Here is a 26948-nt window from a genome sequence, read left to right as displayed (position 1 = left end):
TGGCAGGTGTTCGGACAGTCAGAGGATTAGCGTGTCTTCTTGATCGTCTGGCTGGAGTAAGGTTTCTTTTAACCCCATTTCCCAGCCATGAGAGTTATTTCCTTTCTTTCGATCGCCTGCGCGTTAGTTGCGTTGGGCGCCTCCCAGAAGACTTTTGGTGACGAACCGGAAGCGGATCCTGAAACGGATCGGAATCTGCCGCGTCTCTTCGTGGCGGGGGATTCCACCGCCGCCCCGGGCGGAGAGGGCCGCGTAGGCTGGGCGGTGCCGTTTGCCGACTATTTCGATAGCGAGAAGGTGACGGTGCTCAACAAGGCGCGGGGAGGTCGCAGCAGTCGCACCTTCATCACCGAAGGGCATTGGGACAAGCTGCTGCAGGAGCTGGAGCCGGGAGACGTGGTTCTGATCCAGTTTGGGCATAACGACGGAGGCGCCATCAACCGCGAGCCTCCCGGGTCGACGCGGCCGCTGCGAGCGCGCGGATCGCTGCCGGGCTTGGGCGATGAGAGCGTCTTCATCGAGAACGCTGTCACCGGAAAGGGCGAGATCGTGTATACGTTTGGCCACTACATTCGCAAAATGGTTTCCGATGTGAGGGAACGCGGAGGCCAGCCGGTGCTGCTATCGCTCACGGCGCGAAACCTCTGGAAAGACGGGCGTCTCGAGCGCGGTTCCGGTATGTATGGGTATTGGGACTACGAGTTGGCCAAGGAGTTGGACGTGCCGTTCGTCGACGTGACTGGACTTGCGGTGGAGAAGATGGAGCCGATGGGAAGCAAGGAGGCGTTGGACGCGCTTTTTCCCAAGGACTATGTGCATACCGGAGCGGAGGGCGCTCGCTTGCATGCCGAGGTGGTGGTGGCCGGATTGAAAGGGTTGCGCCCGAGTCCGGTCGATGGCTGGCTCTCGGAAATGGGCGAGGCTGTAGAAAAGGACGATCCGACCTGGCTGAATCTTCCGTTTCCCGCCCGGACCGATTTGCCGACCTTGTTTCTGATCGGCGACTCCACGGTGAGAAATGGTCGAGGCGATGGCTGGAATGGCGAATGGGGCTGGGGCGACTATTTGGACCCGCACTTCAACGAAAACAGGGTCAACGTGGTGAATCGAGCGGTCGGCGGCCTGAGCAGCCGCACCTTCTACACCAGCGTGTTCTGGAAGCGAGTGAAGGACATGATCAGGCCTGGAGATTTCGTGATGATGCAGTTCGGGCACAACGACAACATCGCCCTCAATGACGCCAAACGGGCTCGCGGTACTATCAAGGGAACGGGCGAGGAGACGGAGGTAATCGACAACATGGTCACCGGCAAGCGCGAGGTCGTGCATACCTACGGCTGGTACCTGAGGCAGTTCATCAAGGAGGCACGGGAGCTCGGCGCGACGCCTATCGTTTGCTCGCTGGTGCCGAGGAAAAAATGGAATGAAGACGGGACCATCACGCGCAGCCCGGACAGCTACGCGGGCTGGGCGCGGACGGTCGCCGAGCAGGAGAACGTCGCGTTCGTGGACCTGAACTCGATCATCGCGGACCGCTACGATGCCTTGGGAAAGCGAGCTGTCGATCCGCTCTTCGCCGATGCTCACACTCATACCAGCAAGCAGGGAGCTGTTTTGAACGCTCGCTGTGTGGCTCAGGGACTGTGGGCCCTCGAGGAGAATCCTCTGTCTGGACTGATGACGGTGAACGTGGCCAATACCGGAAACATCCGCTTCGCGCTTGATGCTTCTTCCCCTGAAGACGGTATTCGCGTAGCGAAGGATCATGTCTACGATCCGGAAAGTGGATACGGCTACGATCTTGGCACGAGCGCCAGCGATGGGGCGTTTTTCTTTTCCGTGAAAGCGGAGGATGGCAACTATCGCATCGCTATCGAGTTCGGCGACGAAGACGAGGCGAGCTCCAACACGGTGAAAGCGGAGTCGCGCCGTCTGCTCCTCGAAAAGGTCGAGACCGAACAAGGGGAGAGAGTCGTTCGTAGCGTAATCGTGAATACGCGAGACGCTTATCTCGTCCCTCCGGAAAAATACGCTCCTGGCGGAACCAAGGTTGCTCTGAACGAGCGAGAGATCGGGACGTTGCACTGGGACGACAAGTTGACGCTGGAGTTCAATGGGGAAGCTCCCAGCGTACGTTCGTTGTCGATCGAAAAGGCGGAGGCGCCGACCGTTTATCTGATAGGCGACTCCACGGTGACCGATCAGCCCTACGAACCCGCGGCGAGCTGGGGGCAGATGCTGCCACGTTTCTTCAAGCCGGAAGTCGCGGTGGCGAACCATGCGGAATCGGGCGAAACCATGAAATCCTTCATCAGCGGGCTGCGTCTGGCGAAAGTCCTGCAGGGGATGAAGGAGGGCGACTACCTGTTTATCCAGTTCACCCACAACGACCAGAAGCGTCAGTGGCCGCAGACCTACGTGGAAGCGGGCACCACCTACAAGGCGTATCTGAGGATGCTGATCGAGGAAGCGCGGCTGCGCGGCGCCACGCCGGTGCTAGTGACTTCCATGCAGCGCCGCAACTTCGACGAGAACGGCAAGATCGTCAGCACGCTCGGCGACTATCCTGATGCCATGCGTCAGGTGGCCAAGGCGGAGAAGGTGGCTCTGATCGACTTGGAGAAGATGAGCGTCGACCTCTACGAGGCTCTCGGGGTTGAAAAGGCTCCGCTGGCCTTCAGCAACGACGGCAAGGACGCGACGCACCACAACAACTACGGCGCCTATGAGCTGGCCAAGTGCGTCGCGGAAGGCATTCGCCAGAGCAAGCTGCCATTGCGCAAGGCCTTGGTGGATTCCTTTGACGGCTTCGATCCTAAGCGGCCCGACGACGTGGAAGCCTTCGACCTCGCCGAAAGCCCCATAAGCAGTGATATAGCTCCGCTGGGAAACTAGTCTCGGACCGGAATCGCGCCCGTGTTCGGCGGCCCGAGTCGCTGGCGAGCTCCAGTACGGACTGCCCCGGGGAGCGATGGAATATTCCACCTGAGGAATATGGTCTTGACGAGGGCCATGCGTCGCCGGATAAGCGGGTTATGAAGACGGTTGAAATCTACGATCCTGCTTTGTGCTGTTCCTCCGGAGTGTGCGGTCCTTCTCCGGACGCCAAGCTCGTGGCGTTCTCCAACGTGGTGGAGCGGCTTAAGAAGGCTGGCGTTTCGGTCACCCGTTTCAATCTCGCCCAAGAGCCGCTGAAATTCGCCCAGAACGCCATGGTCAAGCGAGAGCTCGAGGAGAAGGGCGAAGCCGCTCTGCCGCTGGTTTTCGCCCAAGGCGAGATCGCGTTTCAGGGGACGTATCCTTCCCTGGAGGAGCTCGGCGAGCGCTTGGGGGTGGAGCTTAGTCCAGCCGCGCAATGCTGCGAAGGTGAATCCTGCTGTCAGGACGAGCCGATCGAGGCGAAAAAGGCGCCCGTCCAATTTGTCAAAGTGGATGGACCAAAGCTAAACCGATCGAACGAGTGCTGCGATCCATCCACGGGCTGCTGCTAGCCTGCCGAGTTCGAACGCTTTCGTGATGATCGACGCACGTCCATTGGCCGCCTTGGCGGAGACCGCCACCCGGTTTCTCTTTTTCACGGGCAAGGGAGGCGTGGGAAAGACGTCCCTCTCCTGCGCTACTGCAGTGGCCTTGGCCGACGCGGGAAAGCGGGTTTTGCTCGTCAGCACCGACCCCGCCTCCAACTTGGATGAAATCCTTGGCGAAACCCTGACCGAGACGCCTCGGTCGATTTCCGAGGCGCCGAATCTTTGGGCCATGAATATCGATCCGGAGGCAGCGGCCCAGGCCTACCGCGAGCGCATCGTGGGGCCCATCCGTGGCGTTTTGCCGGACGCGACGGTACGAAACATCGAGGAGCAGCTTTCCGGCGCTTGCACCACGGAGATCGCCAGCTTCAACGAGTTCTCGCGTTTGCTCGGAGACGAAACGACAGCCGCGTCCTTCGAGTATGTTATTTTGGATACAGCCCCTACCGGGCACACCCTGCGCTTGCTGGCCCTTCCCGAGGCGTGGACGGACTTCATCGCCAGCAACAAGACCGGCTCTAGTTGCCTCGGCCCATTGTCCGGGCTGTCGGAGCAACGACCGATTTACGAGAAGGCCCTAGCTGCTTTGAAAGACGCGTCGCAAACCACTTTGGTCCTCGTCGCTCGAGCGGACGAGCCGTCGCTGCGCGAAGCGGATCGAGCCAGCTCCGAGCTGAGAGCGCTCGGCATCGAGAATCAAAGTCTGATCCTCAACGCCCTCTTTGAAGCGGTAGATCGGGAGGACGCCTTGGCTCGGGCGATGGAGGAGCAGGGCAAAGCCGCTTTGCTCGGCATGCCGCGGGGGTTGGCGACTTTGCCGAAGTTCGGCTCTCGCCTGCGCGGCAGCGGATTAGCTGGTATCGCGGCCTTGCGAGCCATGTATTCGGATTCCCATGGAGCAATCGAAACGGTGGAGTCGATGGAGGCGACGGACTATCCGCGATTCGAGCGGCTGGTGGAGGATTTGGCTTCGGCCGGTCGCGGCGTGGTGATGACTATGGGCAAAGGCGGAGTGGGAAAAACCACACTGGCCAAGCGGCTGGCTCTGCGGCTCGCGGAGCTCGGGCATCGTACCCATCTGACCACTACGGATCCAGCCAATCATGTGGGAGATACCGAGGTCGAGGATTCCGGATTGCTCAGCGTGAGCGCCATCGAGCCCAAGGAAACGACGCGCAGGCACGTGGAGGAAGTGCTGGCGACCGCGGGCAAGGACCTCGATCCGGACGCCTACGCCTTGCTGGAGGAGGAGCTTCGCTCGCCCTGCACCGAGGAGATCGCGGTCTTCACCGCCTTCGCTCGCGAGGTCGCGAAAGGGGAGGAGCAGTTTGTTATTTTGGATACGGCCCCCACCGGACACACCCTGTTGTTGCTCGATGCTACGGAAGCCTACCACCGGGAAGTGCTGCGCAATGCATCGGCTTTGCCGGAGCCCGTCCAGCGCCTGCTGCCGCGGCTGCGCGATCCTGACTTTACCAAAGTCATCGTCGTAGCCTTGCCCGAGGCGACTCCCGTGCACGAAGCGGCGCATTTGCAAAGCGATTTGCGCCGGGCTGAAATCGAGCCGTACGCCTGGGTCTTGAACCAATGCCTTTCCGGAGTCGAGACCGGCGATCCCTTGCTGCGGCTGCGAGCTCGAAACGAACTTCAATACATCGAGGAAGTCGCCACCCAGCATGCGAAGCGCTGGTCGGTGGAGCCATGGCGGGCGGAGCTCAAGGCCGCCCTGTCCAGAAAGTGATTTTTTAGAATTCGATCCATGAATACAAAGAAGAAGATACTCATCCTTTGCACCGGAAATTCCTGTCGCAGTCATATGGCGGAAGGCATTTTGCGATCCGCTCTTGGCGATGCTCACGAGGTTCATTCCGCGGGAGCCAAGCCGTCAGGCTACGTGCATCCGTTGGCCATCGAAGTGATGAAGGAAATCGGGATCGACGTTTCGGATCATAGCTCGAAGCACTTGGATCAGTTTCTCGATGCCGGTATTGACACGGTCATTACGGTCTGCGGAAACGCAAACGATGCCTGCCCGGTGTTTCCCGGCATGGTGAATCGCTACCACTGGGGCTTCGAGGATCCACCGCATGCCCAGCGCGAAGGCGAGCAGGCGATCGACGCGTTTCGCCGCATTCGCGACCAGATCAAGCTGGTGTTCGAAGCCTACGCCGCAGGGCTGCTGGAAGCTCCCAAGAACTAGAACGCTTTTCAAAAACGCTAGCCATGTCCCATCCCACTCCTCAGCCATCGGCCAACGCTTGCAGTCCGACCGAACGCAAGCGACTCGGGTTCCTCGATCGTTTTCTGACCCTTTGGATCTTTTTGGCCATCGCCTTAGGCGTGGCGATCGGATCGCTTTGGGATGGGGTGACGGACTTTTTGGACCGCTTCCAGGTCGGCACCACCAATGTGCCTATCGCGATCGGCCTGGTGCTGATGATGTATCCACCCTTGGCCAAGGTGCGCTACGAGGAGATGCATCGCGTTTTTCGAAACCTCAAGGTCCTGTCGCTATCGCTAGCGCAGAACTGGTTGATTGGACCTGTTCTGATGTTCGCTTTGGCGATCCTTTTCTTGCGCGATCATCCTGAATACATGACTGGGGTGATCCTGATCGGTCTGGCTCGCTGCATCGCGATGGTGATTGTCTGGAACGAGCTGGCGGAGGGAGATAGTGAATACGCAGCGGGTCTGGTGGCGTTCAACAGCGTGTTTCAGATCGTATTCTTCAGCCTTTATTCCTGGGTATTCATAACTTACCTACCGGCCGCGTTCGGACTCGAAGGGAGCGTGGTGGCAATCACTATGGGAGAGGTGGCGCAGAGCGTATTCATCTATTTGGGGATACCTTTCTTCGGAGGTATGCTGACGCGGTATGTCGGCGTGAAGCTCAAAGGCCGCGATTGGTACGAGCAGGTTTTTATACCAAAGATCAGTCCCATCACGCTAATCGCTTTGCTGTTCACCATCGTGCTGATGTTCAGTTTCAAGGGAGATCGGATTTTGGAGGTCCCGTTTGATGTATTGCTGATAGCGATACCGCTGACTATCTACTTTCTGATCATGTTCGTAATCAGCTTCCTGATGGGCAAGTGGGTCGGGGCTGACTATCGTCAGAGCGTGACGCTTAGCTTCACCGCGGCCAGCAACAACTTCGAACTAGCCATCGCGGTAGCGGTGGCGGTGTTTGGCATCGGTAGCGGGGCGGCCTTCGCTGCGGTGATTGGACCGCTGGTGGAAGTGCCGGTGATGATCGGTCTAGTCAGCGTCGCCTTCTGGTTTCGCAAGCGGCTCTTCGCCGCGGGCTAGCAGGTTGTCTCGGCGTCGCAGCAGGTTGCGATCGGCTGGGGCTGGCAGGCCACGCTGGTGTCGATCTTGCCCAGGCGCTGGGCGTCCTCTCGGTAGGGGGATTGGCGGAAGCAGGTCGAACTCAGCTGCTGGAGATTGCTGGAAGCGATCGGCGAAGCGTCGGGGGCGAGTTCGTAGATGGTCCAGTTGTTGTGCCGGCGTGACCTGAGCAGGCCGTGTCGTTTCAGGTGGGAGAGCTGTTTGGAGACGTTGGACTGGGTGAGCTCGAGGGCAGCCTGCACGTGGCACACGCAGAGAGGCCCGGAGCGTAGCAGGTTTAGGATTCGCAGTCGGGTTTCGTCAGCCAGGCACTTGTAGATGGAAACGCAATCCATGGAGGCGATCATTCGCCGTTGCCGTGTTGAGTCAATGCCGAGGAGCCGTGACTGGTTTCCCCGGGGCCTGGCGACCCTATGGTATCGAGATGCGCTGACGACTGGTGAATCTTTGGTAAACCGAGCTGCTGGGAGTAAACATTTTCGCGATAGGCCGATTTGACCTGTGGGGCAATGCCTTCGAAGGCCTTTCTCGTACCATCACCCGCATCCCCGTCCTTTTACCTCGGCACTCTACTCCTCCCATGACTGTTCGCAGACAGATTCTTGCTCTCGTCGCCTTGGCTCTCGTGTTCACCTTGTTCCTGTCCGGCACGTTGTTTTTCAAATCGAGCAAACGGTTGGCCGAGCTTCAGCGATTCGAGAAGGTCGCCGCCTTGCTGGTTCGTTTTTCGGAGCTCGCGGATTCGGTGACAAACGAAGGAAACTTCTCTTGGAACGCTTGGGGAGAGGCCAAGCAGGGGCGGAGCGGAGAAGGTGTGGAGATCTTCGAAAACTGCGCCGCTCGCAGCGACGAGATTCTGCTCGGGATCGGGCGAATTCGTTCGGAAATGGAAAACGAGGATTACTCTTCCGAGCTCAACGAGACGCTGGTCTGGATCGAAGATTTGCGGATCAGGCTGCAGGAGTATCGCGAATCGGTGGTGGGGGCTAGCCTTGCGGAGAACAATTGGTTCACCACTCAAAAGTATCAGAAGGAGGTCAATGATCTCGTATCAAGGATACCACTACTAAGCAACGAGACGAGCAACGGCGCGTTGCTGCGTCGCATGATCGTTGCGGGAGCATTGGTAGGGTTCAAGCTCGACTATACCAATCAGGCGGGAGCGATGCTGTATTGGCTAGAGAATGATGCCATCGGAAATGACGCCATGGTGATGAGCGCTTCGTTTCGCGAAGTGGCGGAGGATCAGCTCGTGCTTCTGCGTCAGGTATCGGTGCCCGAGATAAAGGCCTTGATTGGCGAGCGTTTGGACAACGAGAGCCTGGAACGGTTTTTGCAGGTTTGCGATGACATCGTGCTAACGGGAAAGGATGAGGGGGCGAATGAGATCGATGATTCGCCCGAGTATTTTAGAGCGCTGCGAGCGGCGGTGGACGAACTGGACGAAGGGATAGAAATCTGTATCCAGAGTTCGGGTGCGGACATACAGGCCTTTACAAAGGAGGAAATCGCCAGCGCACGATGGGCGGTTTGGCAGTCGTTTCTGGTGGGGGCGCTCTGTCTGTTCGCCATGCTCGGGACCGGCTGGTACTTTGTCCGGCACATCACCGCCCAGTTGAAGCAGGTCGGCTCGGAGCTGAGAGAGGACGCGAGACATGGACAGAAGGTCGCTCACGTCTTTCGCGAAACCAGCAGCCGCTTAGCTGAGGGCGGTACGCGTCAGGCTGCTTCGGTGGAGGAAATCAGCGCCTCGATGATCGAAATGGAGTCGCTCGCCAAGCATAACAGCGACGCCTTGGATCGCATCGTGGCCCTTGGGCAGGGAGCTCAAGCGACCGCGGAGCAAGGGGGCCAGGAGGTGGAGCTCTTGACTGATGCCATGCGGGCTATGAGCGAGTCGAGCCAGCAGATTTCAGCCATCACCAAAACGATCGAGGAAATCGCGTTTCAAACCAATTTGCTTGCTCTGAACGCCGCGGTCGAGGCGGCGCGAGCGGGAGAGGCGGGCGCTGGTTTCGCCATCGTGGCGGACGAGGTGCGAAGTCTGGCTCAGAAGAGCGGCCGCTCGGCCCAATCGACGCGTGACCAGATCGATGACGCGATCAAGCGAATAGGCATGGGCCAGAATGCGAGCGAAGGCGTGAAGCAGCGCTTGAACGAGATCCGCGAAGCCACCGGCTCCTTGAGGGAGGAGATCGACAGGATTGCCAACACCTCCAAGCAGCAAAGCATCTCGATACAGCAGGTTTCTTCTGCGATTCGAGAGATCGACCAGATCACGCAGCAGAACGCTTCGAGTTCCGAGGAAGTGGCCAGCGCCGCGGAAATGCTTTCGGATTCCGCGGACGGGATCGTGAGAAAGACGCAGCAACTGGAAAGCATGTGCGGCGTGAAGGGAGACCGTTCCGTCTCCGGCGCAGGCGATACGATATCGTCGCGCTCCCCTACGCAGGGGTATGGGGCGCGTCAGACGCGCGAGCAGGTCGGTCCCTCAGCGGAGACCTTCTGGAACTGAGGCGATGCCCGTCGAAATGCTGCGGTCCCTGCAGTGGCGGGCCGAGCTTCTGGAGTTTGTTCGCTTTCTCGGGAGGACTTGGCCCTAGCGCGAGCGCTCGGCGCGAAACCGGATGAAGCGAGCGTTGCTTTCCGATAGAAACCGGAAACCGAGCTGCCAGACGCCCTTGTCCGTGTAGCGGGCTTCGGCGATTACGATTTCTTGCGAATCGACGGTCCAGCGTTGGCTTTGGGGATCGAATGCGAGTCTGGCATGGCGCCAGCTCGAGAGGTCGTTCGATATCAGGCAGTGGTAGCTTAGCTGTGAATCTCCAGTGAAGAGCGCCGCCGAGGCGAGATCGGAGGAGGCTCGAGGCAGCTTGAGCTTCTCTGTATCGAAGGCGTATTCCGCGAAGTCGCTGCGGCCGTCAAGATCGCTGTCTCGGCCGATGTCGAAGTCGGTTGGATAGTTTCGCTCCGCCGTCCAGCGCTGGAAAGGGTTCGGAGCCCCGACGGAATCCTCAAGCTGCTGCATGAGCGTGGCTTCCGCAATGCCTCCCCGGGTATCGCTGACAAGCAAGCGAGCGGATAGGGGCGTCTCTGTCTCGGCGCTTGCGTAGAGGGAATTTGAATACGAACTGTAGTGGCCGTCGCCGGTGGACCAGAAGTAATGGAGCGGGTCGTTGTCGGGATCGTTTGCGTTGGCTTCGATGATGATCGGATGGTCGCTCTTCGTGGCCTGCGGCGGGTAAGTTGAAAGCTCCACCGTGGGAGCCGCGTTGGGCTGGAACGCTTGGCTGATGGTGAGGGTTCCGCGTTCGCTGGCGTCGAGAAGTCGCCCGTTCCCGATGGCGACTGCATCGAAATGATTGTAGTTGGGGGCGGTCGTGGCGTGCCAGTTCAGGTAGTCGTCGGAGTAGAGCGTCTTCTTGTAGACCTCGGGCTTTCCGGGGGTGTTGGCGATGCCGCTTATGTAGGCGAGTTCGGGTGAGAACGCCATGGCTTCGGCGGAAACGAGTGAGGCTCCCGGCGTCGATATGTCCACCTCTCGCCAGTCGATAGCATCGCTGGACAGGTGTAGTTTGTTGTTCGATACGCAATGGAACGCGTTGTTGTTGAAAACCACGTGGCTGACGGAACTGGTTTTCAGGCGGTTCGTAATGTCCTGCCAAGTACGGCCTGAGTCGTAGCTGGCGAACAGGCGGGATCGCTCGTCGATGGCGAGGAACGCCCCGTTTCCGAAGCAGAGTCCCTTGCGATACTGCCGCCAGGGCGCTGCAGCGACCTGCCAGTTTTCGTAGTCGTGGGTGGAAAGGATCGCATTGTCCGTCAGAGCGAGCAAGGTAGCGTCCCCGTACGCAAGGTCGTGAATTAGGGTCGTTTCCTCCGGGAGTTCGAGAGCAGTCCAATCCCGCCCCTCGCGGGAAACGGCAATGCCACCCTGGTAGTGGAAAGAGCCCGCCGCCCAGTTCCGGCCGGCGGCGAAGATGGCGCCATCGGCGATGAGGGAACAGTAGACTGCTAGATCTGGGCTGGAGGAGGTCCAGTTTTCCCCGTCGATGGAGAGGTAGATGTCTTCGTAGGAGCGAGCCAGAAATCGGCCTTCCTGGTACCTGAGGAAATGGGCGGGATAGTAGCCCCAAGGATAGATGTGGCTCAGCGGGGCGAGCGGATCCGAAACAGTGAGGGGGACCCGTTGGCGGGCGTAGTTTCCTACGCTGTCCTTGACGGTGATCTCAATCTCGTAGTCGCCGCCGACTGGATACGAATGGGAGAGAGTCGGCGTTTGAGAGGCGATCGGGTATCCGTTTCCGAAATTCCACTCGTAGGAGAGCTGCTCGTTTTCGGGGTCGTAGGCCTGTAGTTGAAAATCGTAGACGGTACGCGCTTTGACGCTGGCGGGAAACTGTCTGTCGACGATGATAGGCGGCTCGTTGTTGTCGATTCGCAGACTTGCTTTTACCTCGATCCAAGCGTCTGGCCCTTCTCCTCCGCGCGCGTTCGTTTGGAGGGAGACGACTCCTGTTGGATCGGCGAAGGTTTGGCCGACTTCCAAGGCGGCTTTCTTGCTTGAGCTTTGGCTCTGGGCTCGTCCATCCATGTGGAGCAGCCTGGCGCGATCAGCGGTGTAGGCCCAGGTGACGTAGGCTCCTTGGTCGAAATTGGTAGATCCTGACGCGTTGTATCGATAGGCGATGTTGAAGACTTCGCTCTCCGAATACTGTATATTCAAAAGACGGATACGGGTAGGATCGACATTGGGGTCGTCGAATGGATACAGTCGAATGACGCGATCGACCCCGCTCTCCAAATTGAGAATCTGGTCTTCGTCGAACCAGAGCAGGCGAGCTTTGCCGTAGGCGCTGTAGTGGTTTTCCGGTCCGCTGCGGCCCATGGGATCGGAATAGTCACCGTATTCGTCATGAAAGGGCGAGTTGAGGGTATAGTCTTCGCCGGGAGGCGACATGATGCTTGGCGGGAGGGGCTTCCACAGGCTGGCGTGATACAATCCGTAGTTGTGGCCGATTTCGTGAACGAAGGTTTTGCTGTGCGAGGTGCCGTTTATCCATTGGTCTTTGCCGGCGATGCTGGCGCGTCCGCCCCAGTCTAGCGATTTGTGGGGAAACTGGTAGATGACGATGTCGAATTGATCGGGATCGTGCCCGGCTTCTCGAGCGAGGTCCAAGGCATCGTATTTCAGCTGGTGGTAGTCGAATTCGTCGCCGTTTCCGTAGTCTTGGGCGCCTTTCGAAAGGGTGAGCTTTTCGGTGATGACGGAGTCGCTTGAGACCTCGGTCTTGCCGTAGGAGTTTTCGTGAACGAAGTGAGCGGTAGCATCGAGATACGATTCGGCGGTCTCGCGCGATAGCCCGCTGTCTTCGTTTTGGAAGTTCAGGCGGATCAGAAGGATTCGCTTTGCGGTGCGCGTCCAGCTTTCGATCAGCTTGTGAATGTAGATTCGGTACGCTTCGACGGTTTGCGTTGTTTCCGAATAGGAGAGGGCAGCGGACGAGGCGTAGGGCGTCGGGGCTTTCTCCGCAATCGAGAGGCGAAGGGAAAGGGAGAGCTGCTCGCTCGGCTCGAGAGGATGAAGACGGTCGCCGACCAGCCGGTAGACCGAAACGTCAGGCGTTTCGGAAGGAAGGATCGTTAGGCCGAGCAACTCCTTGGCTGCGTAGGCCTCTCCCGCCGAAAGCGCTGGGGCGGCAGCGCGGTGGATCGTTCCGTGCCCATCTATGGCGATGCCGCTGAGGGGCATCTGGTATTTGCTGGTCAATCCCGCTCGCTCCGGTGGAAGATGGAGCTCGATGCGGCGCGTTTCCAAGTCGATGAAAAAGCGCGTCGGATGGGGTCGAGCGTGGCGCTGATCGCAGGTGGCGATCGCTTGGAAATCGGTAGCGCAGGCGAACGGGCGCTCGATCAAGCGAGCGATTTCGGGCGGCAGCGCCAGGTAGTCCGAGTAGGGGAGCATGCTGTCGATGGCCGCTCCCGGATCCTCTCGAATGAGGCGGGCCATGCGAGCGCGCCTCGCGGCTGCGAGGTCTAGACCCTGATCTAGAGAGGGTTTGCGGTCCGAGTATCGAAAACGACGCAGCCATTCGGAGAGGTTGGCCGGAGGAGAGGAGCGCTCGGCTTGCGACGATTGGGCGAGGGAAGCGGCGGTTTCGCTAGGGGGCTCCAACGAGTTGGAGGCAGGGAGCTCGGCCGGGACCGCCTCGCTCCAGCGCGGCTTGAATCCGGGGCGCGTCGCTACGAAGGCGATGAGCGACAATGCAATCAGAACGATGGCGAGGGAGGGGAGTTTCACAAGGGGGGCTGGACTAAGGGAGGGTCTCCCGGCGGAGCTTGGGATTCGAGGTCCATGCTAAACGACGCGGCGCGGAACCATCAAGCGCTGCTTCCGGATTTCTACGGATGGTCGAGTGGGGCGATTCGCGCCTCGAAAGGAATCGGAAAATCTTTCCCATAAAATCAAACGTTTGTTTGAATCCGCTGTCCCAAGGAAGACGTATCAATGGGGAAACGAGCGTTTGCGAGTCGCGGAATGTGACCCGGGCGCTCAGCGATTTAACAACAGGAGGAAACCAAGATGAAATCTAACGCTACACGTAATCGAACCAATCCGTGGCGCTTCGCGCTGGCTGCCTTGGCGGCAGTCTCCCTGATCGGCGGGGCATTTGCCAAAGCGTCGCCAGCTAAAGGTGAAAAGGCGGAGGACGGGCCTCGATTGGTGGTTCAGATCAACGACCTGCAGGGCATGGCGGAGTTTGGCTCCGAGTACGCTCGCGAGAACCTGCTGCGCGCCGCCTTCTACGAAGCCTCGCGCCGAGCGGACTGGCTGGGCGACTACGATTTCGAGTACAACCGAAATCGGGATGCGGGTGAAAGAGGACTGCTGGAGTTCAATGTCCTGCATTGGAAGCGCAGCCCGGCGGGTACCTACAACTTTACAGCATCGGTGGCCTTCACCGACCTGGATGGTAACAAGACCAATCTGGGAACCGTGCAGGGCATGCGAACCAGTATTGACGTATTCAATCGCTGGGACGTCAGCGAGAAGTTCGCTGATAGCGCCGAAGACGCCTTCAACTCCGCGCTTCGCAAGCTGAAGACTTTAGAGAATGCCTGAGCAGTCAGGTTGGATTGGGTAGGAAATGAGTAACTGCGGATTGACCGCAGCGGAGACCGGACGCTTCGTCCGGTCTCTTTTTTTGTAGTTGTAAACGTGTTACGCGGCAATCGAGCGGGGCACGTGGCTCCTCTGGATGCTAGGCGCGTGGAGCTGCGCTCACGTGTCGGCCCTCGATGTGCAACCTGCAAATTCGTCGAGGTACAAATTGCAACCTTCTCCGGTATGGACCCTACCGGATTGATTCGAGCCGCGTTTCGGGAAAAAAATGCGTGCGATAACTCCTTGGGAGCGAGCGGGGTTAGGAGAAACGCATGGGAAAACGTTAGCGAGCTGGCGCAGGCGATGCGGAAGAGCTTAACCCAAATCAACGAAAGGAACGCTATGAAAAACGCTACCATGAAAACTGTTCTCGCCATCATCACCTGTACGCTCGCGACCGGCGCTTGGGCCGGAGACAAGTCGAGTAAGCACAAGATGGATACTCGAAAGCTTTCCGAAGCGACTACCGCTCGCAATCTCGAAGGTATGGACTTCGTAAGCGAGTCGGGGAGCGAGCTGGGCCGCGTGGACGATTTCATCATCGAAAGCTCGTCCGGCCAAATCGATTCGCTCATCGTAGGTCGCGGTCTGCTGGGAATCGGAGGTCCGGAGCATCGAATCGAATTCGTAAGCCTCGGCCAAATCTCGCATGACGACGCCAATCTGAAAACTGGTCTGAGCAAGTCTCAGCTCGTCGATTCTCCTGTATTCATGGAGGAACGACTGGATCAGAAGACGGATGCCCAGACAGGCGTGCAAACCGGAGAGTTTCGCGCCATGGACTTGGTCGGTGAAAACGTGCGATCCAGTTCCGGTGAACTGCTCGGCGAAGTGCACGACTGGATCGTGGACGTAGAAAGCGGCAACGTGCCCTACCTGGTGATCCGTCAGGACCGCTTGGTCGGCCGTCCCTATCACAACTATTTCGCCATTAGCACGGAAAGCATTCGAGGCATTTCTAGCGGCGACTTGCTGACCAGCATCAACCGGTCCGATCTTGCCGAAGCGGAGCAAGCCGATGAAGGCACACCGCTTCGTCCGATCAATTCGAACGAAGTGCACCAGTTCCGATACAATGAGGAGGAACTCGCCCAATCGATGTAACGCATCTTGAGAAGGACGAGACATCTTAGCCTGAAATAGATTTCAGGATGGAAGGGAGCGGCCGCCTTTAGCAGGGCGGCCGCATTCGTTTCTGGGGGAGTCGCGCCTGCTTGGGCTACGCTTTTGCTTTCCCGCTGAGGGCGCTTATGCTTAGTTGAAAGCTCTATGAAGCCCCTCCTCGTTTCTCTCAGCCTAGCGGCGACGATTTGCTGGGCAGCGATGTCGCTCAGCGCGGCGCCCAGCGTCAGCGACTACGGCTCGCTGCCATCCGTCTCCATGATGAAGATCTCGCCCGATGGCGAAAAGATCGCCTTTCGAAAGGTTGGCGATGCCACAGACCAGGTTCTGGTCATCTCGCTGGAGGACGGTCGTTTGTTGAACCGGTTGGAGGTTGAGGAGGTCAAGCCGCGCTCCCTGTATTTCATCGGAAACGACCTGCTGGTATTGGTCGCTTCCGAGTACAAGGGCATTTGGGGGTCGAATCTGGGTTACGAATTGAGCACCGCTTTTGGCTTCGACCTTGAGACGGGGCGCTTGCAGCAGTTGTTGACGCCAGGCGACGTCATTTCCGCGGGACAGTCGGGTCTGGGAGATGTGGTGGGCGTGTCGGAGGATTTTAGATACGCTTTCATGCCAGCCTTCGTGCCGGAGAAGGATCGCCGGGCGTCCTTCACCTTGAGGTCAGGGGACGGGACCTTTTCTCGGTTTTCTCTCATGAAAGTCGATCTCGAGGATCCCGGCAATCCAGAGGTGTACATCCGGGGAAGCGAATCCACCAAAGGCTATCTGATCGATGAAGAAAACGATCTGGTAGTGGAGGAGGCCTACAACGACGATTCCGATCTGCACACTTTCCGGGTCCATCGAGGAAGCAAATCCAAGATCCTGATACAGGATGAGCGATCCGTGCCAGAGTTGAGCATGCATGGCTTTTCGCCGGATAGAAAAGCGGTTCTCGTTTCGGAGGAGGATCGCTTCTTTTTCGTCGACTTGGAGACCGGCGAGCAGTCCGATCCAGACCTGCCGTATCGGGAGGGCTCCGTCAGCCATGTGGTTCGGACTGCAGGCGGCGAGGCGCGGGGACTGGCTTATCAAGGGTTTCGGCCTACCTACTCCTTTTGGGATCAGGCCTTCGAGGAGCGTTTCGAGAAGATTCAAGCCCTGTTCCCGAAGCACTCGGTTTGGCTTAGCGGCACTTCCGCCGATTGGAAGCGATTGATCGTTTACGTGGAGGGAAACGGTTCGTCGGGAGAGTATTTTCTATTTTCCGAAGGGGAATCTCCACGTCTGATCGCTCAAGCGCGCCCGTCGATCGGGCCGGAGGACGTGAATCCAGTGATTGAATACGAATATGCGGCTCGGGATGGCTTGCGCATCCCGACCCTCTTGACGGTGCCGCGATCGCGAGTAGAGGATCCCAGCAACCTGCCCGCGGTGATGTTTCCTCACGGTGGTCCCGCGGCGTATGATCGATTTGGATTCGATTGGCTCGCCCAAGCCATGGCCAGCCGGGGATATCTCGTTGTGCAGCCGCAGTTCCGCGGGTCGACCGGCTTCGGTTTGGCTCACGAGGAGGCGGGGCACGGCGAATGGGGACGAAGGATGCAGGACGATCTGACCGATGGAATCGAGGCGTTGATCAAGCGCGGGATGGTCGATCCGGAACGCGTGGCCATCGTGGGGGCCAGCTATGGTGGATACGCCGCGCTGGCGGGAGCGGCGTTCACGCCAGAGCGCTATCGCTGCGCGGTATCCATCGGTGGAGTGGCGGATTTGCCGAGGATGTTTGACGACGACCGATTTTTGCATGGCAGCAGCAGTTGGATTCTCGACTACTGGACGGAAAGCGTTTTGGGAGATGAACGGAGCAAGGAGACTCTGCGCGAGGTGTCGCCCGTCTTCTCCGCAGCTAAGGTGCAAGCTCCGGTGCTGCTGATCCACGGGAAGGACGACTCGGTGGTCCCCTTCGATCAAGCGAAGGCCATGCAACGAGCCCTCGCAAAGGCTGGCAAGCAGGTGAGACTGGTGAAGCTCGATGGAGAGGATCATTACCTGACGCGTTCTGCCACGCGTATCCAATGCATGGAGGCGCTGATGGCGTTTCTCGAGAAGCGCCTTTGATCGGGCTTGAAGGAACTGTCGGCGGACCGCCCCGCATCGGTTGAGGGTTCAGCGGGCGTTTACGTAGTGGATACGGTCGGCGATTCGGGCGTTGCCCCGAGCCGGCCGATCTGCATTCTTTGGCTTCCCGTTTGCCTCTTTCTTTCCAACCTGCGTTATGATGAAACGAATCCTCCGCGCCACTTCCTTGCTCTTCCTATTCGCCAGCGCTTGCTCGCCTTGGCTCAACGCTCGCAGTGATGACGACCAGCGCTTATCGGAATCCGAAAAGGCGAACGCCTTTTTCGATCGCGTTTTCGAGGAGGCGGTCGCCCGGTATCCTGAATGGCAGACCTATCTCGGGATCAAGACGGACTACGGGAAGTGGAATGATAACAGCGATGCCTTCGCCAAGGAGTCGCTGGAGATCACCAAGGAGAACCTGCGTGAGCTGAGGTCGACGATCGATTATGAGAAGCTGGATGCTCCTACTCAGGTGAGCTATCGCATGTGGGTGGAAGATGCGACGAATGAGATTCGCAATTTCAAGTATCGAAAGCACAACTACCCGGTCAACCAGATGTTTGGTCGTCATACGGGAGTGCCCTCCTTTCTTATCAATATGCATTTGGTGGAGAGCGAGGACGACGCCTTGGCCTACCTTTCGCGACTGCGGGGCGTGCCCGAAGTGATGGCGCAGCTAATAGTGAACTTGGAGGAACGTGAGCAAATGGGCATCGTGCCGCCGACGTTCGTCTTTCCGCGGGCCATCGAATCGTGTCGCAACCTCCTATCCGGCGCTCCATTTGAGGAGAGCGAGGCGGAATGCCCGATACTTGAGGACTTTCGCAAGAAGATCGCAGAGCTCGACTTGCAGGAGTCGCGTCGGAAGGAACTGATCGAAGAAGCCAAGGCGGCCTTGGTGGAGTCGGTTGGACCGTCCTACCGGAGTTTGATCGGATTTCTCGAGTCCCAGCAGGAGCGCTCGAGCGACGCCGCAGGCGTTTGGAAGTTTCCTGATGGGGCTGCCTTTTACGACGAAGCCTTGCGCTTGACCACGACGACGGATTTGACGGCGGAGCAGATTCATGAGATCGGCCTGAGCGAGGTGGAGCGTATCCATGGCGCCATGCGCGACATCATGCGGCAAGTCGGTTTCGAAGGGGACCTTGCTGCGTTTTTCGAATTCATGCGCACGGACGATCAGTTCTATTATCCGAACACTGAGCAAGGAAAGCAGGCTTATCTTTCCCGAGCGGTGGAGGTGGTCGACGACATGCGGTCGCGCTTGGACGAGCTGTTCATCACCCAGCCTCAGGCGTCGCTGATCGTGAAGCGTGTAGAGGCGTTCAGGGAGAAGTCCGCTGGCAAGGCGTTCTACCAATCGCCGGCGCCCGATGGAAGCCGACCGGGCATCTACTACGCCAATCTCTACGATATGCGGGACATGCCCAAGTATCAGCTCGAAGCCTTGGCCTACCACGAAGCTCTGCCCGGGCATCACATGCAGCTCGCCTTGCAGCAGGAGTTCGAGTCGCTGCCGAAGTTTCGCAAGCATGGCGGCTACACCGCCTACGTCGAAGGATGGGGGCTCTACTGCGAAGCGTTGCCCAAGGAGATGGGGCTTTATCAAGACCCGTATTCAGATTTTGGACGCTTGGCGATGGAGCTATGGCGTGCGTGTCGACTTGTAGTTGATACAGGAATACATGCGAAGAGATGGACTCGGGAGCAGGGTATCGACTACTATCGCGCCAATACGCCGGATACGGAGCGGGATTGCATTCGGATGGTGGAGCGTCATATTGTCATGGCCTCGCAAGCGACCGCCTACAAGGTAGGCATGATGAAGCTGCAGGATCTTCGCCGAAAGGCGAAGGAGGCCTTGGGCGATCGCTTTGACATTCGGGCGTTTCACGAGGTAGTGCTCTCCAACGGCGCGGTGCCGTTGACCGTGTTGGAGGAGTTGATCGACGAATACATCGAAACCGCCTCGGGAAGCGCGTTGTCAGGTTTTGGAGCTCCGATCGACGAATACATTGCCGAAAAGCAAGGCTGATTCGCATGGGGAAACAGGTGGATCGAGAGGGACTAAGGTGGAGATCGTATCCAACCGGCCCGTACGTGCGGAAGTTTTTTAGAAGCTGAACGAGAAAGGGATCAACTGCTGTTTCTCCGTGGAGGAGTCGGAACGGCAGCAGTTGCTGAATCCTCAAGATAGCATTTTGGCGAAGGGTGGAAGGGGCGTCTTCGGCTCTTTCCTTAGTTCTCCGCAGAAGGCGCTGCGAACTCGAATTCTTCCAGCAAGGCTTGCACCTTGCCGGAGATATCGGCGTTCGGATTTCCGGGATGAAGCGCGGTGTAGCGAACCGTGCCGTCGGGCGCGATGATGGTCACGGACGGAATGCCGCGAATGCTGTAGTCGGCATTGAAGACGCTTTGGGCGCTGAAGACCACGTCCCACGTCATCTCGTGTTCTCGCATGAACTGGAGCATGAGCTCGTACTCTCGCTCGGGATCGCCTCTGGTGTTCGCATTGCCAGTTGAGAGATTGTTGACGCGTCCTTGAATACTGGTGACGCCGAGAAAGGTGACTGGGCTGTCCTCGAAATGCGTCACATGTTCGCGAACGTCGGGGAAAGAGCTGATGCAAGGACCGCACCAGGTCGCCCAGAAATCGAGCACGACGACGTGTCCCTTGAGATCGGAAAGCTTGCTGAGGCCTTCCTTGCTGGACCAGTCGAAGTCGATTTCGGGTGCAGGGCTGCCGACTAGTTCCTCCAAAATTGCCAGTCGCTCCTCTTCGCGAGCCTTGGCTTTGGCTTTCCCTTCCGGGCTGAGAGCATCAAGCCCGGCCGTGGCAAGTTTAGCCTCTCGACTGTCTGGGTAGCTTTGCTTGATGGTCTCGAAGATCGCTTTTGCAGTATCCTCATCCTTCAGGAGCTGTAGGTGGGTCATGGCTTTAGAGAAGAGGATTTGGGCGCACACGCGGTCGTCTCCCGCATGTGATTCTAGCAGCGCATCAAACTCGGCGAGTTCGGAGGAGAGTATTGCTTCTGTCTTCGTTTTCGAATCCTCGGATGAGCTGGCTCCTTGCTGGAGTCGGGTCCAGATGCGCTTGTTCAAGTCTGCAAGTTCGGGCAGTAGCGGCGATTGCGCAGCGGTTTGAATGGGTAACAGTGTTGCGACGCCGAGCGAGAGGGCCGCAAGGAAGATGCGTAGGGTTTTCATAGTTGGAGTTCCTGAATACAGGGAACGTGTGATTCCCTGGATCGCAACCCCTTTTTCTTCCGTCGCGCGCATCGCGACCGAGGTCGCTCCAGCCTACTGGCGGGCCGCCACTGTATCCAGATGGTGGAGGTAGTCGGTGACGTTTCCGGGGAAGAGCGTGAGGCCGTCGTGGCGGACTTCCAGGACCTTGGTGGCGATGGGGTCGATGAAGGCTCGGTTGTGGGAGACGATCATAAAGGTGCCGGTGTATTTTTCGAGAGCCTTGGAGAGGGCTTCCTGCGACTTGATATCCAGGTGATTGGTCGGTTCGTCGAGGATGAGGAAATTGGCCGGACGAACCAGCATCTTGGCCAGGGCCAGCCGATTTCGTTCGCCGCCCGAGAGCACGTTCACTTTTTTGAATACATCGTCTCCGCGGAAGAGGAAGGTGCCGAGGACGTTGCGGATCGAGGTGCCGTTTTTCCCTTCGGAGGCTTCCTCCATGGTTTCGAGCACGGTGAGCGTCTTGTCGAGCTGGTCGGCCTGGTGCTGGGCGAAGTAGGAGATGACGGTGGAGCCGCCCGGCTCGCGTTCTCCAGCGTCGAAGGGCTCCACGCCAGCGATGATCTTCGCCATGGTGGTCTTGCCGGCCCCATTGACGCCGACCACCGCGATGCGATCTCCTTTTTCGATGCGTAGGCTGGCGTCGCGAAAGATGCGCTTGTCGCCGTAGGATTTTGAAAGGTTGTTCAGTTTGATGACCGTTTGGCTGCTATGCGGCGGCTGGGCGAAGGAGAAGGCCACGTAGGCCTCGTCCCGCTCCACTTCGACGCGCTCCATCTTGTCGAGCTGCTTCATGCGTGACTGGGCTAGCTTGGCGGTGGCAGCGTTGGCTTTGAACTTGTTGATAAAGGTCTCCGCCTTGGCGATTTCCTTCTGTTGGCTTTTGAAGGCCTTCATCTGCAGCTCCTTGCGCTGGGCGGACTGCTTCTCGTAGAAGCTGTAGTTGCCGCTGTAGATGTAGAGGTTTCCGAGGGAGAGCTCGAAGGTGCGGTTGCAGATCTCGTCCAGAAAGGAGCGGTCGTGCGAGATGATGAGCAGGGCGCCGGGGTAGGCTTTGAGGAATGCTTCCAGCCAGTGTTGGGAAGTGACGTCGAGGTGGTTGGTCGGCTCGTCCAGCAGCAGGATGGAGGGATTGCGCAGGAGCAGTTTGGCTAGGGCGATGCGCATTTGCCAGCCGCCGGAAAACTCCTCGGTCTGCCGCTTCATGTCCGCGGTGGAAAAGCCAAGCCCCAGCAGCACGGATTCGATCTGCGACGGAAGCTTCGCCACGTCCAGTTCCTCCAGGCGGTGTTCCCATGCCCCGATCTGCTCGAGCACCTCGTAGAACTCGTCGGAACTTGTATCCAATTCGTCGAGACGCGTCTCGGCCTCAGCGATCTTGTCCTTGAGCGAAAGCACGTCGTCGAAGGCGGATTCCGTTTCCTTGAAGAGGGATTTTCCGTGGAACTCGATGCCATCCTGTGGCAGGTAGCCGAAGGTCACGTGGTTGGCGGTTTCCACCTGGCCCTTGTTGACCTCCTCTTTTCCGCAGAGAACTTTGAGCAGGGTGGACTTGCCTGCCCCGTTGCTGCCGACCAGCCCGATGCGATCCTGAGCTTCGATGGTGCCCGAGATGTCTCGATAGATAAAGCGGTCTCCGTACTGGAGGGTCAGGTTTTGTAGCGTAATCATCGTGCTGGATTGGTGCAGTTCGAACAAGAACCGAGGCGAGGAGCCAGGGTCGTGTGCACCGCTAATGGAGGGGAATGGCGGGGAATCAAGCGTGGACTTTCCAATCGAGCAGCAAAACGGCTCGAGCGCCGGCTCGAGCCAGGCCTGGCGAGGGAGGCGCGGGCTCGCCTAGGTGGCGCCCAGCACGAGCTTGAGTCCGGTTTGCAGGACGGCCATCTGTTCGGGGCTGCCAAGGCTGATGCGCAGGTAGTTTTGCCCTTGGATGAAGCGTGGGCTGATGCGCACCTTGGTGGCGCTGAAAAGGGTGCTGGCGAGCGCCTCCGAGTCTCCCTTGACCGGCATCAGCATGAAGGTGGTGCGGGACGGGATGTAGGGCTGTCCGATGCTGTCCAGGAAGGCGGCGAACGAGGCGCGAACCTTGGCGGTTTCGGAACGCACGTGTTCCAGCCACTTGGTATCCGCGTAGGCGGCCCGGGCCCCTTCGATGGAGACGTGCGAGGCTCCGCAGACCACGCCATGCACGTAGGCTTCCTTGAGGGTCTCGGCGATTTCGGGAGTGGTGACGGCGTAGCCAGCGCGCATGCCGCCAAGTCCGTGAGCTTTGGAGAAGGTGCGGCTGACGATGATGGGCAGGCCGTCGCGAACCAGTCCCATCATGGTGAGGGAGTCCGCCTCGGCGGCGAAATCGATGTAGGCCTCGTCCACGAACACTGGGCACTTGGCCGAGGTTTGCTCGCAGAAGGCTTGCAGCGTCTTCGCATCGAGCACGGTGCCGGCGGGATTTTCGGGGTTGCAGACGTAGACCAGGCCGGTGTCGGAGCGCAGCGCTTTCGTCAAGGCGGGCAGGTCTGGGGAGTGGGCGTCGTTCCAAGGGATGCGAATCACTTCGGTGCCGTGCGGCTCCGCCCAGCGAAGCAGGTCGCCGAAGGTCGGATCGGAGGAGAGGATGGAGCCGCCCGCCAGGCCGTACACGTAGGACGCCGCCTTGAGCAGGTCGGAGGACCCGGCGCCGACGAGGACTTGACTTGGCTCCACGCCTTCGCGCTCGGCGATCTCCTCGCGCAGTTTCCTCAGGGGAACCGCTGGGTATTCATGAGCATAAGACACCGCTTTCGCCATGGCCTCCCGGGCCTTGGGCGAGGGTCCCCACTGGTTTTCGTTGATGCTTAGGTTGATGTATCCGTGCGTGCTATCGCTGGGCGAAGCAGTCCCCAGAGGGGCGTAGTTGGGCTTTGCTCGCATGTTTGCGGGCAAAGCCAGGGCGCCACTGGCGATGGCGGCGCTTTTGATCCATTCTCGGCGTTTCATAGACATCTTTTTTTGAAAGACGTCCAGCGAGCACGGGTAGCGCCAGTTTGCCGAGCAGCTCGTGTTTGATCAGAAGAGCTCGCTAAAAGGTGCGGGCGATAGTGATGCCGCCGAATTCGTGCGGATCTTCCTGGCCGACAAATTCCTCGCTTCGAATGGTGTAGACGTAGCTGAAGGTCCAGTCGCCCGCGATCAGGGTCGCCCCGCCGTACACGTCGCTCACGTACTCGTGCTCTTCGAGTCCATGGCTGTCGGCCCAGGTGTTGCCCTCGATGAAAATGTTCTGGGCGACGTAGCGTCCCTCGGCGCCGAAGGTGAGGAAGAAGCCGGATCGGTTCAGGTCGCGATTGAGGCGCGGATCGTTTTCGCTGGCGGGAAAGGGGGATGTAACGCCAGGGCGGATACGCGGTGGCGCGGCGGGAGCTCCGCGGTTGTATCCAAAGCGCAGGTTTCCGCCCGCATGGACGTAGGACTGGATGGTGCCTGCCGCCAGGCCGAACGACGAATTGAGGTCAGCTCCCCAACCGGTCTGCGACTCGGGGATTCGAAACAGCTCGCTATCTCGGCGCCAAGCGACGATGCCGCCGAACTCGTTTTTCAGCTGATTGTCCCAGCCGTTGGCGATGGTTGAGCCGATCTTCTCGTGTATCCAGTTTTGAATGTCTTCCGCGTAGGAGTCGGGACCGACCAGTCCGAGGGTGAGCTCCAGGGTGTCGGTGGTGAGGCCGCGCCGCTCCCGCAGCGCCAGGCTCAGGTAGGTCCACCCTGCGTAGGGGCGATCGTCGCGAATGAGTTCGGTAGCTTCCTTGTTTTTCGGAGTGTAGATGTTTTGGCCTACGGAAAGGGTGGCTCCGAAGCCGATCGAGTCCTCCAGCGTGCTAGGCTTCTTGCTGGCGAGCAGCTGGACCCAGCCTGGGAGCTGCTCGATATCCCGGTAGGTGCCGGCCTCTGCGAAGTCCCACGAGAGCTTGGTCCCGTTGGTGTAGTTGCGGTCGGTCCCTGAAAAGACGTCGTTTTCGATGGAGAGGGCGAAGGTGACGGCATTTGAGGGGTCGCGTTGGGCGCTCAAGTCAGTCGGCAGGCCCAGTAGCGAAGCGAAGGCCAGCGCCGCGGCGGCGGTTGCCCGACGGGTTTGTGGTTTGTTAAGCATGATCCCTAGCTTTCAGATTCTGCGCCAGCTAGGTTTAGCGTCCTATTCTGCGTGCCTTCGCTGCAGAACGCACGAACGCCCAGTCCGGGCGCTGCAAGCTGCACCGGGCCTGCGGCTAGGGAGCCTCGGAAAGCGCGTAGGGCACGCTGGCGACGGAGAAGAAGGCCGGCTTGGGCTGGAGGTCGCGATCCCAAAGCAGTGGATAGTTGGTGCGCCCTGGGATAGGGTATCCGTTTTTCCACGACATCGGGTCGTGCACTCCCCACAGGGTAACTCGGTCGATGCTGTCACGCTTGCGGTAGAAGATTTCGAAAAGCTCCGCGTAGCGATGGGCGAGGGCGCCTTCGATCTCGGCCGGAAGCCCATTTGGGTAAGGGTCGAGGTATTCCTTGAACTCCTCCAGCTGGAACTGAGGGTGGAACATGCCGGTGCCGATTATCTGTCCTTCGCGGGTGAGCGGGAGCACATCGACGTCGAGCTCGGTGATCATGACTTTCACCCCGAGGGCGGCGTAGGCGTCGATGGCCTCTTCGATGTACTGGTTTTTCGGGAAGTTCAGTCCCCAGTGGGCTTGGATGCCGACGCCGTCGATGCGGATGCCCTCGGCCTGCAGCATCTTGACCATGCGCACGATGCCGTCCCGCTTGGCTGGGCGCCAGGCGTTGAAGTCGTTGTAGTAGAGCTCCGCGTCCGGGGCGTATTCGGAGGCGTATTTGAAGGCGAGTTTCACCAGCTCGTCGCCATCGCCGATGCTGTTTACCCAAGTGGTGGGGCGGTAGGAGCCATCGTCGGCGATCACCTCGTTGACCACGTCCCAAGCGTCGATGCGTCCGGCGTAGCGGCTGGCTACGGTCTCAATGTGCTGGCGCATGCGTTCTTTCTGGGCGTCGGGCGTATTCGGGTTTCCGTCTTTGTCATGGAAAAACCATGACGGTGTTTGGTTGTGCCAAACCAGGGTGTGGCCGACGATGAAGAGGTCATGTTTCTCGCCAAACTCCACGAAGGCGTCTGCGGGCCCCCAGTTGAAGACGCCCGGCTCGGGATTGACCTGTTCCGCCTTGAGGTCGTTTTCCAGGGTGATGGTGTTGAACTGAGCGAGAGCGATCTGCTGGAGTCGAGGGGCTTCTCCGGAGACGATGGAGTCGTTGACGGCGGCGCCGACCTTGAAGGCGTTTTGGTACACGCTCTTCAGAGCGATCGTTTCCTGGCAATGGGCGAGAGGCAGCGCGGCAAGGGCGCCGGCGGCGAGGAGGGCAAGGGATGTCGGAAAGGGCGTTTTAGAAAAGAGCATGGTTGTTCAATCGTTGAAACACCGTTTCTGGCACGACCTTTCCAGAGTCGCAACGGGAAAGGCCGCTTGTCCAGGTGGTCGTTGAAATCCTAGCGGGAGCGAGTTGAAACGATGCGGATGAAGGCGGCGCCGCAAACGACCATGGCGAGCAGCACGAAGGCTCGATAGTCGTTGATCAGGCGAGCCGCAGCATCGTCGAGTTCCGGAAGAATGAAGCCGCGAGCGATGTTGCTGCCGTTGGCGCTTAGATGAACGAGAAACGCGAGGAAGACGCTGCCACGGGTGTTCTTGAACACCCAAGTGAAGATGAAGCTCAGCGAGGTGGTGGTTAAGAAGTAAAGTCCCACCGAAGCCAGGGTAACTGGGGCCCCGCTTACGCCCGAGCCCTCGGCGGACCAGAACAAAGGCGTATGCCAGAAGGTGTGTATGGCGCCTAGGGCTACGCTGCTGAGGAAGAAGCCGTATCGCTCGTAGAGTAGCGGCAGGGCGTAGCCGCGAAAGCCCAACTCCTCCGCCAGCGGTCCGAAGATGGAGGCCGCTACGAACATGACCGGGATGAAGAGGAAGGCCGGGTAGTGAACGTAGCCGATGGTTCCGCCCGTAGCGGCGTAAATACCTACGCTGATGGCCATGGCCAGAGGACCGTAGAGTAGTGCGACCGCGTACCAGCGAAAGCCGACCTTGAAGATGGCGAACTTCTTCAGGAGGGCGACCACCTTGCTCGCTCCGCCATCGAGACTGGCTAGGATCAAGGCAGCTACGCTAGGGCCGTAGCCGCCCAGTAGTAGGAGAATGAATACCCAAGGCTCGGACTCGAAGGGGTTGGACTGGATCTTGTCTCGGATCGGCAGCCAGCACAGCCAGGAGAGGCCGTAGGAAAGGCCGATGAAGCAGAGGATGGGGAAGGTCTTGGTGAAGCGTGTCATATCTGGAGGAGGGGATGTAGTGGAAATGAAACTACGAAACGGATTGGCAAGTCGGCTTTGACTCAGATGAAGAGGGAGGAGACCA

At 59.1% G+C, this 26948-nt stretch carries 18 protein-coding genes; 10 read left to right on the top strand and 8 right to left on the bottom strand.

Annotation, left to right across the window (positions count from 1 at the left end; translation table 11 throughout):
• Positions 1-87 precede the first annotated feature (87 nt).
• The 5 genes from QEH54_RS13935 (at position 88) to arsB (ending at position 6836) form a co-directional block, all read left to right on the top strand.
• On the top strand, positions 88-2895 hold the full coding sequence (locus QEH54_RS13935) for a rhamnogalacturonan acetylesterase (protein ID WP_309019303.1): 2808 nt from the start codon (positions 88-90) through the stop codon (positions 2893-2895).
• Positions 2896-3035: 140 nt separating this feature from the next.
• Entirely contained in the window at positions 3036-3491 is a 456-nt protein-coding gene (gene arsD, locus QEH54_RS13930; protein WP_309019302.1) for an arsenite efflux transporter metallochaperone ArsD, read from the top strand.
• Positions 3492-3516: 25 nt separating this feature from the next.
• Complete coding sequence (arsA, locus tag QEH54_RS13925) at positions 3517-5268, top strand: arsenical pump-driving ATPase (RefSeq protein ID WP_309019301.1); 1752 nt, start codon at positions 3517-3519, stop codon at positions 5266-5268.
• Between the two features lie 18 nt (positions 5269-5286).
• Positions 5287-5727 (top strand): arsenate reductase ArsC, encoded by a 441-nt coding sequence (locus QEH54_RS13920; RefSeq protein WP_309019300.1) that lies wholly within the window; start codon positions 5287-5289, stop codon positions 5725-5727.
• A 23-nt stretch (positions 5728-5750) separates the two neighbouring features.
• Positions 5751-6836, top strand: a complete 1086-nt coding sequence (gene arsB, locus QEH54_RS13915; RefSeq protein ID WP_309019299.1) for an ACR3 family arsenite efflux transporter — start codon at positions 5751-5753, stop codon at positions 6834-6836.
• Here arsB and QEH54_RS13910 read toward each other — a convergent pair.
• Positions 6833-7222 (bottom strand): metalloregulator ArsR/SmtB family transcription factor, encoded by a 390-nt coding sequence (locus QEH54_RS13910; protein ID WP_309019298.1) that lies wholly within the window; start codon positions 7220-7222, stop codon positions 6833-6835. The genes arsB and QEH54_RS13910 overlap by 4 nt on opposite strands.
• Positions 7223-7455: 233 nt before the next feature.
• Between QEH54_RS13910 and QEH54_RS13905 the strand changes: the two genes are divergently transcribed.
• Positions 7456-9390 (top strand): methyl-accepting chemotaxis protein, encoded by a 1935-nt coding sequence (locus QEH54_RS13905; protein ID WP_309019297.1) that lies wholly within the window; start codon positions 7456-7458, stop codon positions 9388-9390.
• Positions 9391-9474: 84 nt separating this feature from the next.
• On the opposite strand, the gene QEH54_RS13900 is transcribed toward QEH54_RS13905, so the two are convergent.
• Positions 9475-13176 carry a PKD domain-containing protein gene (locus QEH54_RS13900; protein WP_309019296.1) on the bottom strand — a complete coding sequence of 1234 codons (3702 nt, stop codon included), beginning with the start codon at positions 13174-13176 and terminating at the stop codon, positions 9475-9477.
• 282 nt (positions 13177-13458) lie between these two features.
• Here QEH54_RS13900 and QEH54_RS13895 point away from each other — a divergent pair, with 282 nt between their 5' ends.
• From QEH54_RS13895 to QEH54_RS13880, 4 genes are all read left to right on the top strand, one after another.
• Entirely contained in the window at positions 13459-13998 is a 540-nt protein-coding gene (locus QEH54_RS13895) for a hypothetical protein (protein WP_309019295.1), read from the top strand.
• Between the two features lie 399 nt (positions 13999-14397).
• On the top strand, positions 14398-15144 hold the full coding sequence (locus tag QEH54_RS13890) for a PRC-barrel domain-containing protein (protein ID WP_309019294.1): 747 nt from the start codon (positions 14398-14400) through the stop codon (positions 15142-15144).
• 165 nt (positions 15145-15309) lie between these two features.
• A complete protein-coding gene (locus QEH54_RS13885; protein WP_309019293.1) occupies positions 15310-17265 on the top strand; it encodes an alpha/beta fold hydrolase in 1956 nt (651 codons plus the stop codon).
• 157 nt (positions 17266-17422) lie between these two features.
• Positions 17423-19303, top strand: a complete 1881-nt coding sequence (locus tag QEH54_RS13880; protein WP_309019292.1) for a DUF885 domain-containing protein — start codon at positions 17423-17425, stop codon at positions 19301-19303.
• A 203-nt stretch (positions 19304-19506) separates the two neighbouring features.
• Here the strand turns inward: QEH54_RS13880 and QEH54_RS13875 are convergent, their stop codons facing one another.
• The 6 genes from QEH54_RS13875 to QEH54_RS13850 all read right to left on the bottom strand — a co-directional run bounded on the left by QEH54_RS13875 (position 19507) and on the right by QEH54_RS13850 (position 26863).
• A complete protein-coding gene (locus QEH54_RS13875; protein ID WP_309019291.1) occupies positions 19507-20475 on the bottom strand; it encodes a redoxin family protein in 969 nt (322 codons plus the stop codon).
• Positions 20476-20568: 93 nt separating this feature from the next.
• Positions 20569-22188 carry an ABC-F family ATP-binding cassette domain-containing protein gene (locus QEH54_RS13870; protein ID WP_309019290.1) on the bottom strand — a complete coding sequence of 540 codons (1620 nt, stop codon included), beginning with the start codon at positions 22186-22188 and terminating at the stop codon, positions 20569-20571.
• Between the two features lie 168 nt (positions 22189-22356).
• Positions 22357-23496: a histidinol-phosphate transaminase gene (locus QEH54_RS13865; protein WP_309019289.1), complete on the bottom strand. Its 1140-nt coding sequence runs from the start codon at positions 23494-23496 to the stop codon at positions 22357-22359.
• Positions 23497-23578: 82 nt separating this feature from the next.
• Positions 23579-24646, bottom strand: coding sequence for a lipid A deacylase LpxR family protein (locus QEH54_RS13860; protein ID WP_309019288.1), 1068 nt, complete (start codon positions 24644-24646; stop codon positions 23579-23581).
• Positions 24647-24761: 115 nt separating this feature from the next.
• A complete protein-coding gene (locus QEH54_RS13855; protein ID WP_309019287.1) occupies positions 24762-25937 on the bottom strand; it encodes an endo-1,4-beta-xylanase in 1176 nt (391 codons plus the stop codon).
• An 89-nt stretch (positions 25938-26026) separates the two neighbouring features.
• The gene (locus tag QEH54_RS13850; RefSeq protein WP_309019286.1) at positions 26027-26863 is read right to left on the bottom strand and encodes a CPBP family intramembrane glutamic endopeptidase; all 837 of its coding nucleotides are present in this window, start codon (positions 26861-26863) and stop codon (positions 26027-26029) included.
• Positions 26864-26948: the final 85 nt, after the last annotated feature.

Origin of the sequence: Pelagicoccus sp. SDUM812003 (assembly GCF_031127815.1) — a bacterium.
Classification (GTDB): Bacteria; Verrucomicrobiota; Verrucomicrobiia; order Opitutales; family Opitutaceae; genus Pelagicoccus.
Note: the sequence above shows the minus strand (reverse complement) of the source record. Positions and strands in the feature narration are given on the sequence as shown.

Coding starts and splice junctions, on each gene's coding strand:
- QEH54_RS13935 (WP_309019303.1), top strand. CDS start 88: ATGAGAGTTATTTCCTTTCTTTCGATCGCCTGCGCGTTAGTTGCGTTG.
- arsD (WP_309019302.1), top strand. CDS start 3,036: ATGAAGACGGTTGAAATCTACGATCCTGCTTTGTGCTGTTCCTCCGGA.
- arsA (WP_309019301.1), top strand. CDS start 3,517: ATGATCGACGCACGTCCATTGGCCGCCTTGGCGGAGACCGCCACCCGG.
- QEH54_RS13920 (WP_309019300.1), top strand. CDS start 5,287: ATGAATACAAAGAAGAAGATACTCATCCTTTGCACCGGAAATTCCTGT.
- arsB (WP_309019299.1), top strand. CDS start 5,751: ATGTCCCATCCCACTCCTCAGCCATCGGCCAACGCTTGCAGTCCGACC.
- QEH54_RS13910 (WP_309019298.1), bottom strand. CDS start 7,222: ATGATCGCCTCCATGGATTGCGTTTCCATCTACAAGTGCCTGGCTGAC.
- QEH54_RS13905 (WP_309019297.1), top strand. CDS start 7,456: ATGACTGTTCGCAGACAGATTCTTGCTCTCGTCGCCTTGGCTCTCGTG.
- QEH54_RS13895 (WP_309019295.1), top strand. CDS start 13,459: ATGAAATCTAACGCTACACGTAATCGAACCAATCCGTGGCGCTTCGCG.
- QEH54_RS13890 (WP_309019294.1), top strand. CDS start 14,398: ATGAAAACTGTTCTCGCCATCATCACCTGTACGCTCGCGACCGGCGCT.
- QEH54_RS13885 (WP_309019293.1), top strand. CDS start 15,310: ATGAAGCCCCTCCTCGTTTCTCTCAGCCTAGCGGCGACGATTTGCTGG.
- QEH54_RS13880 (WP_309019292.1), top strand. CDS start 17,423: ATGATGAAACGAATCCTCCGCGCCACTTCCTTGCTCTTCCTATTCGCC.
- QEH54_RS13875 (WP_309019291.1), bottom strand. CDS start 20,475: ATGAAAACCCTACGCATCTTCCTTGCGGCCCTCTCGCTCGGCGTCGCA.
- QEH54_RS13870 (WP_309019290.1), bottom strand. CDS start 22,188: ATGATTACGCTACAAAACCTGACCCTCCAGTACGGAGACCGCTTTATC.
- QEH54_RS13865 (WP_309019289.1), bottom strand. CDS start 23,496: ATGAAACGCCGAGAATGGATCAAAAGCGCCGCCATCGCCAGTGGCGCC.
- QEH54_RS13860 (WP_309019288.1), bottom strand. CDS start 24,646: ATGCTTAACAAACCACAAACCCGTCGGGCAACCGCCGCCGCGGCGCTG.
- QEH54_RS13855 (WP_309019287.1), bottom strand. CDS start 25,937: ATGCTCTTTTCTAAAACGCCCTTTCCGACATCCCTTGCCCTCCTCGCC.
- QEH54_RS13850 (WP_309019286.1), bottom strand. CDS start 26,863: ATGACACGCTTCACCAAGACCTTCCCCATCCTCTGCTTCATCGGCCTT.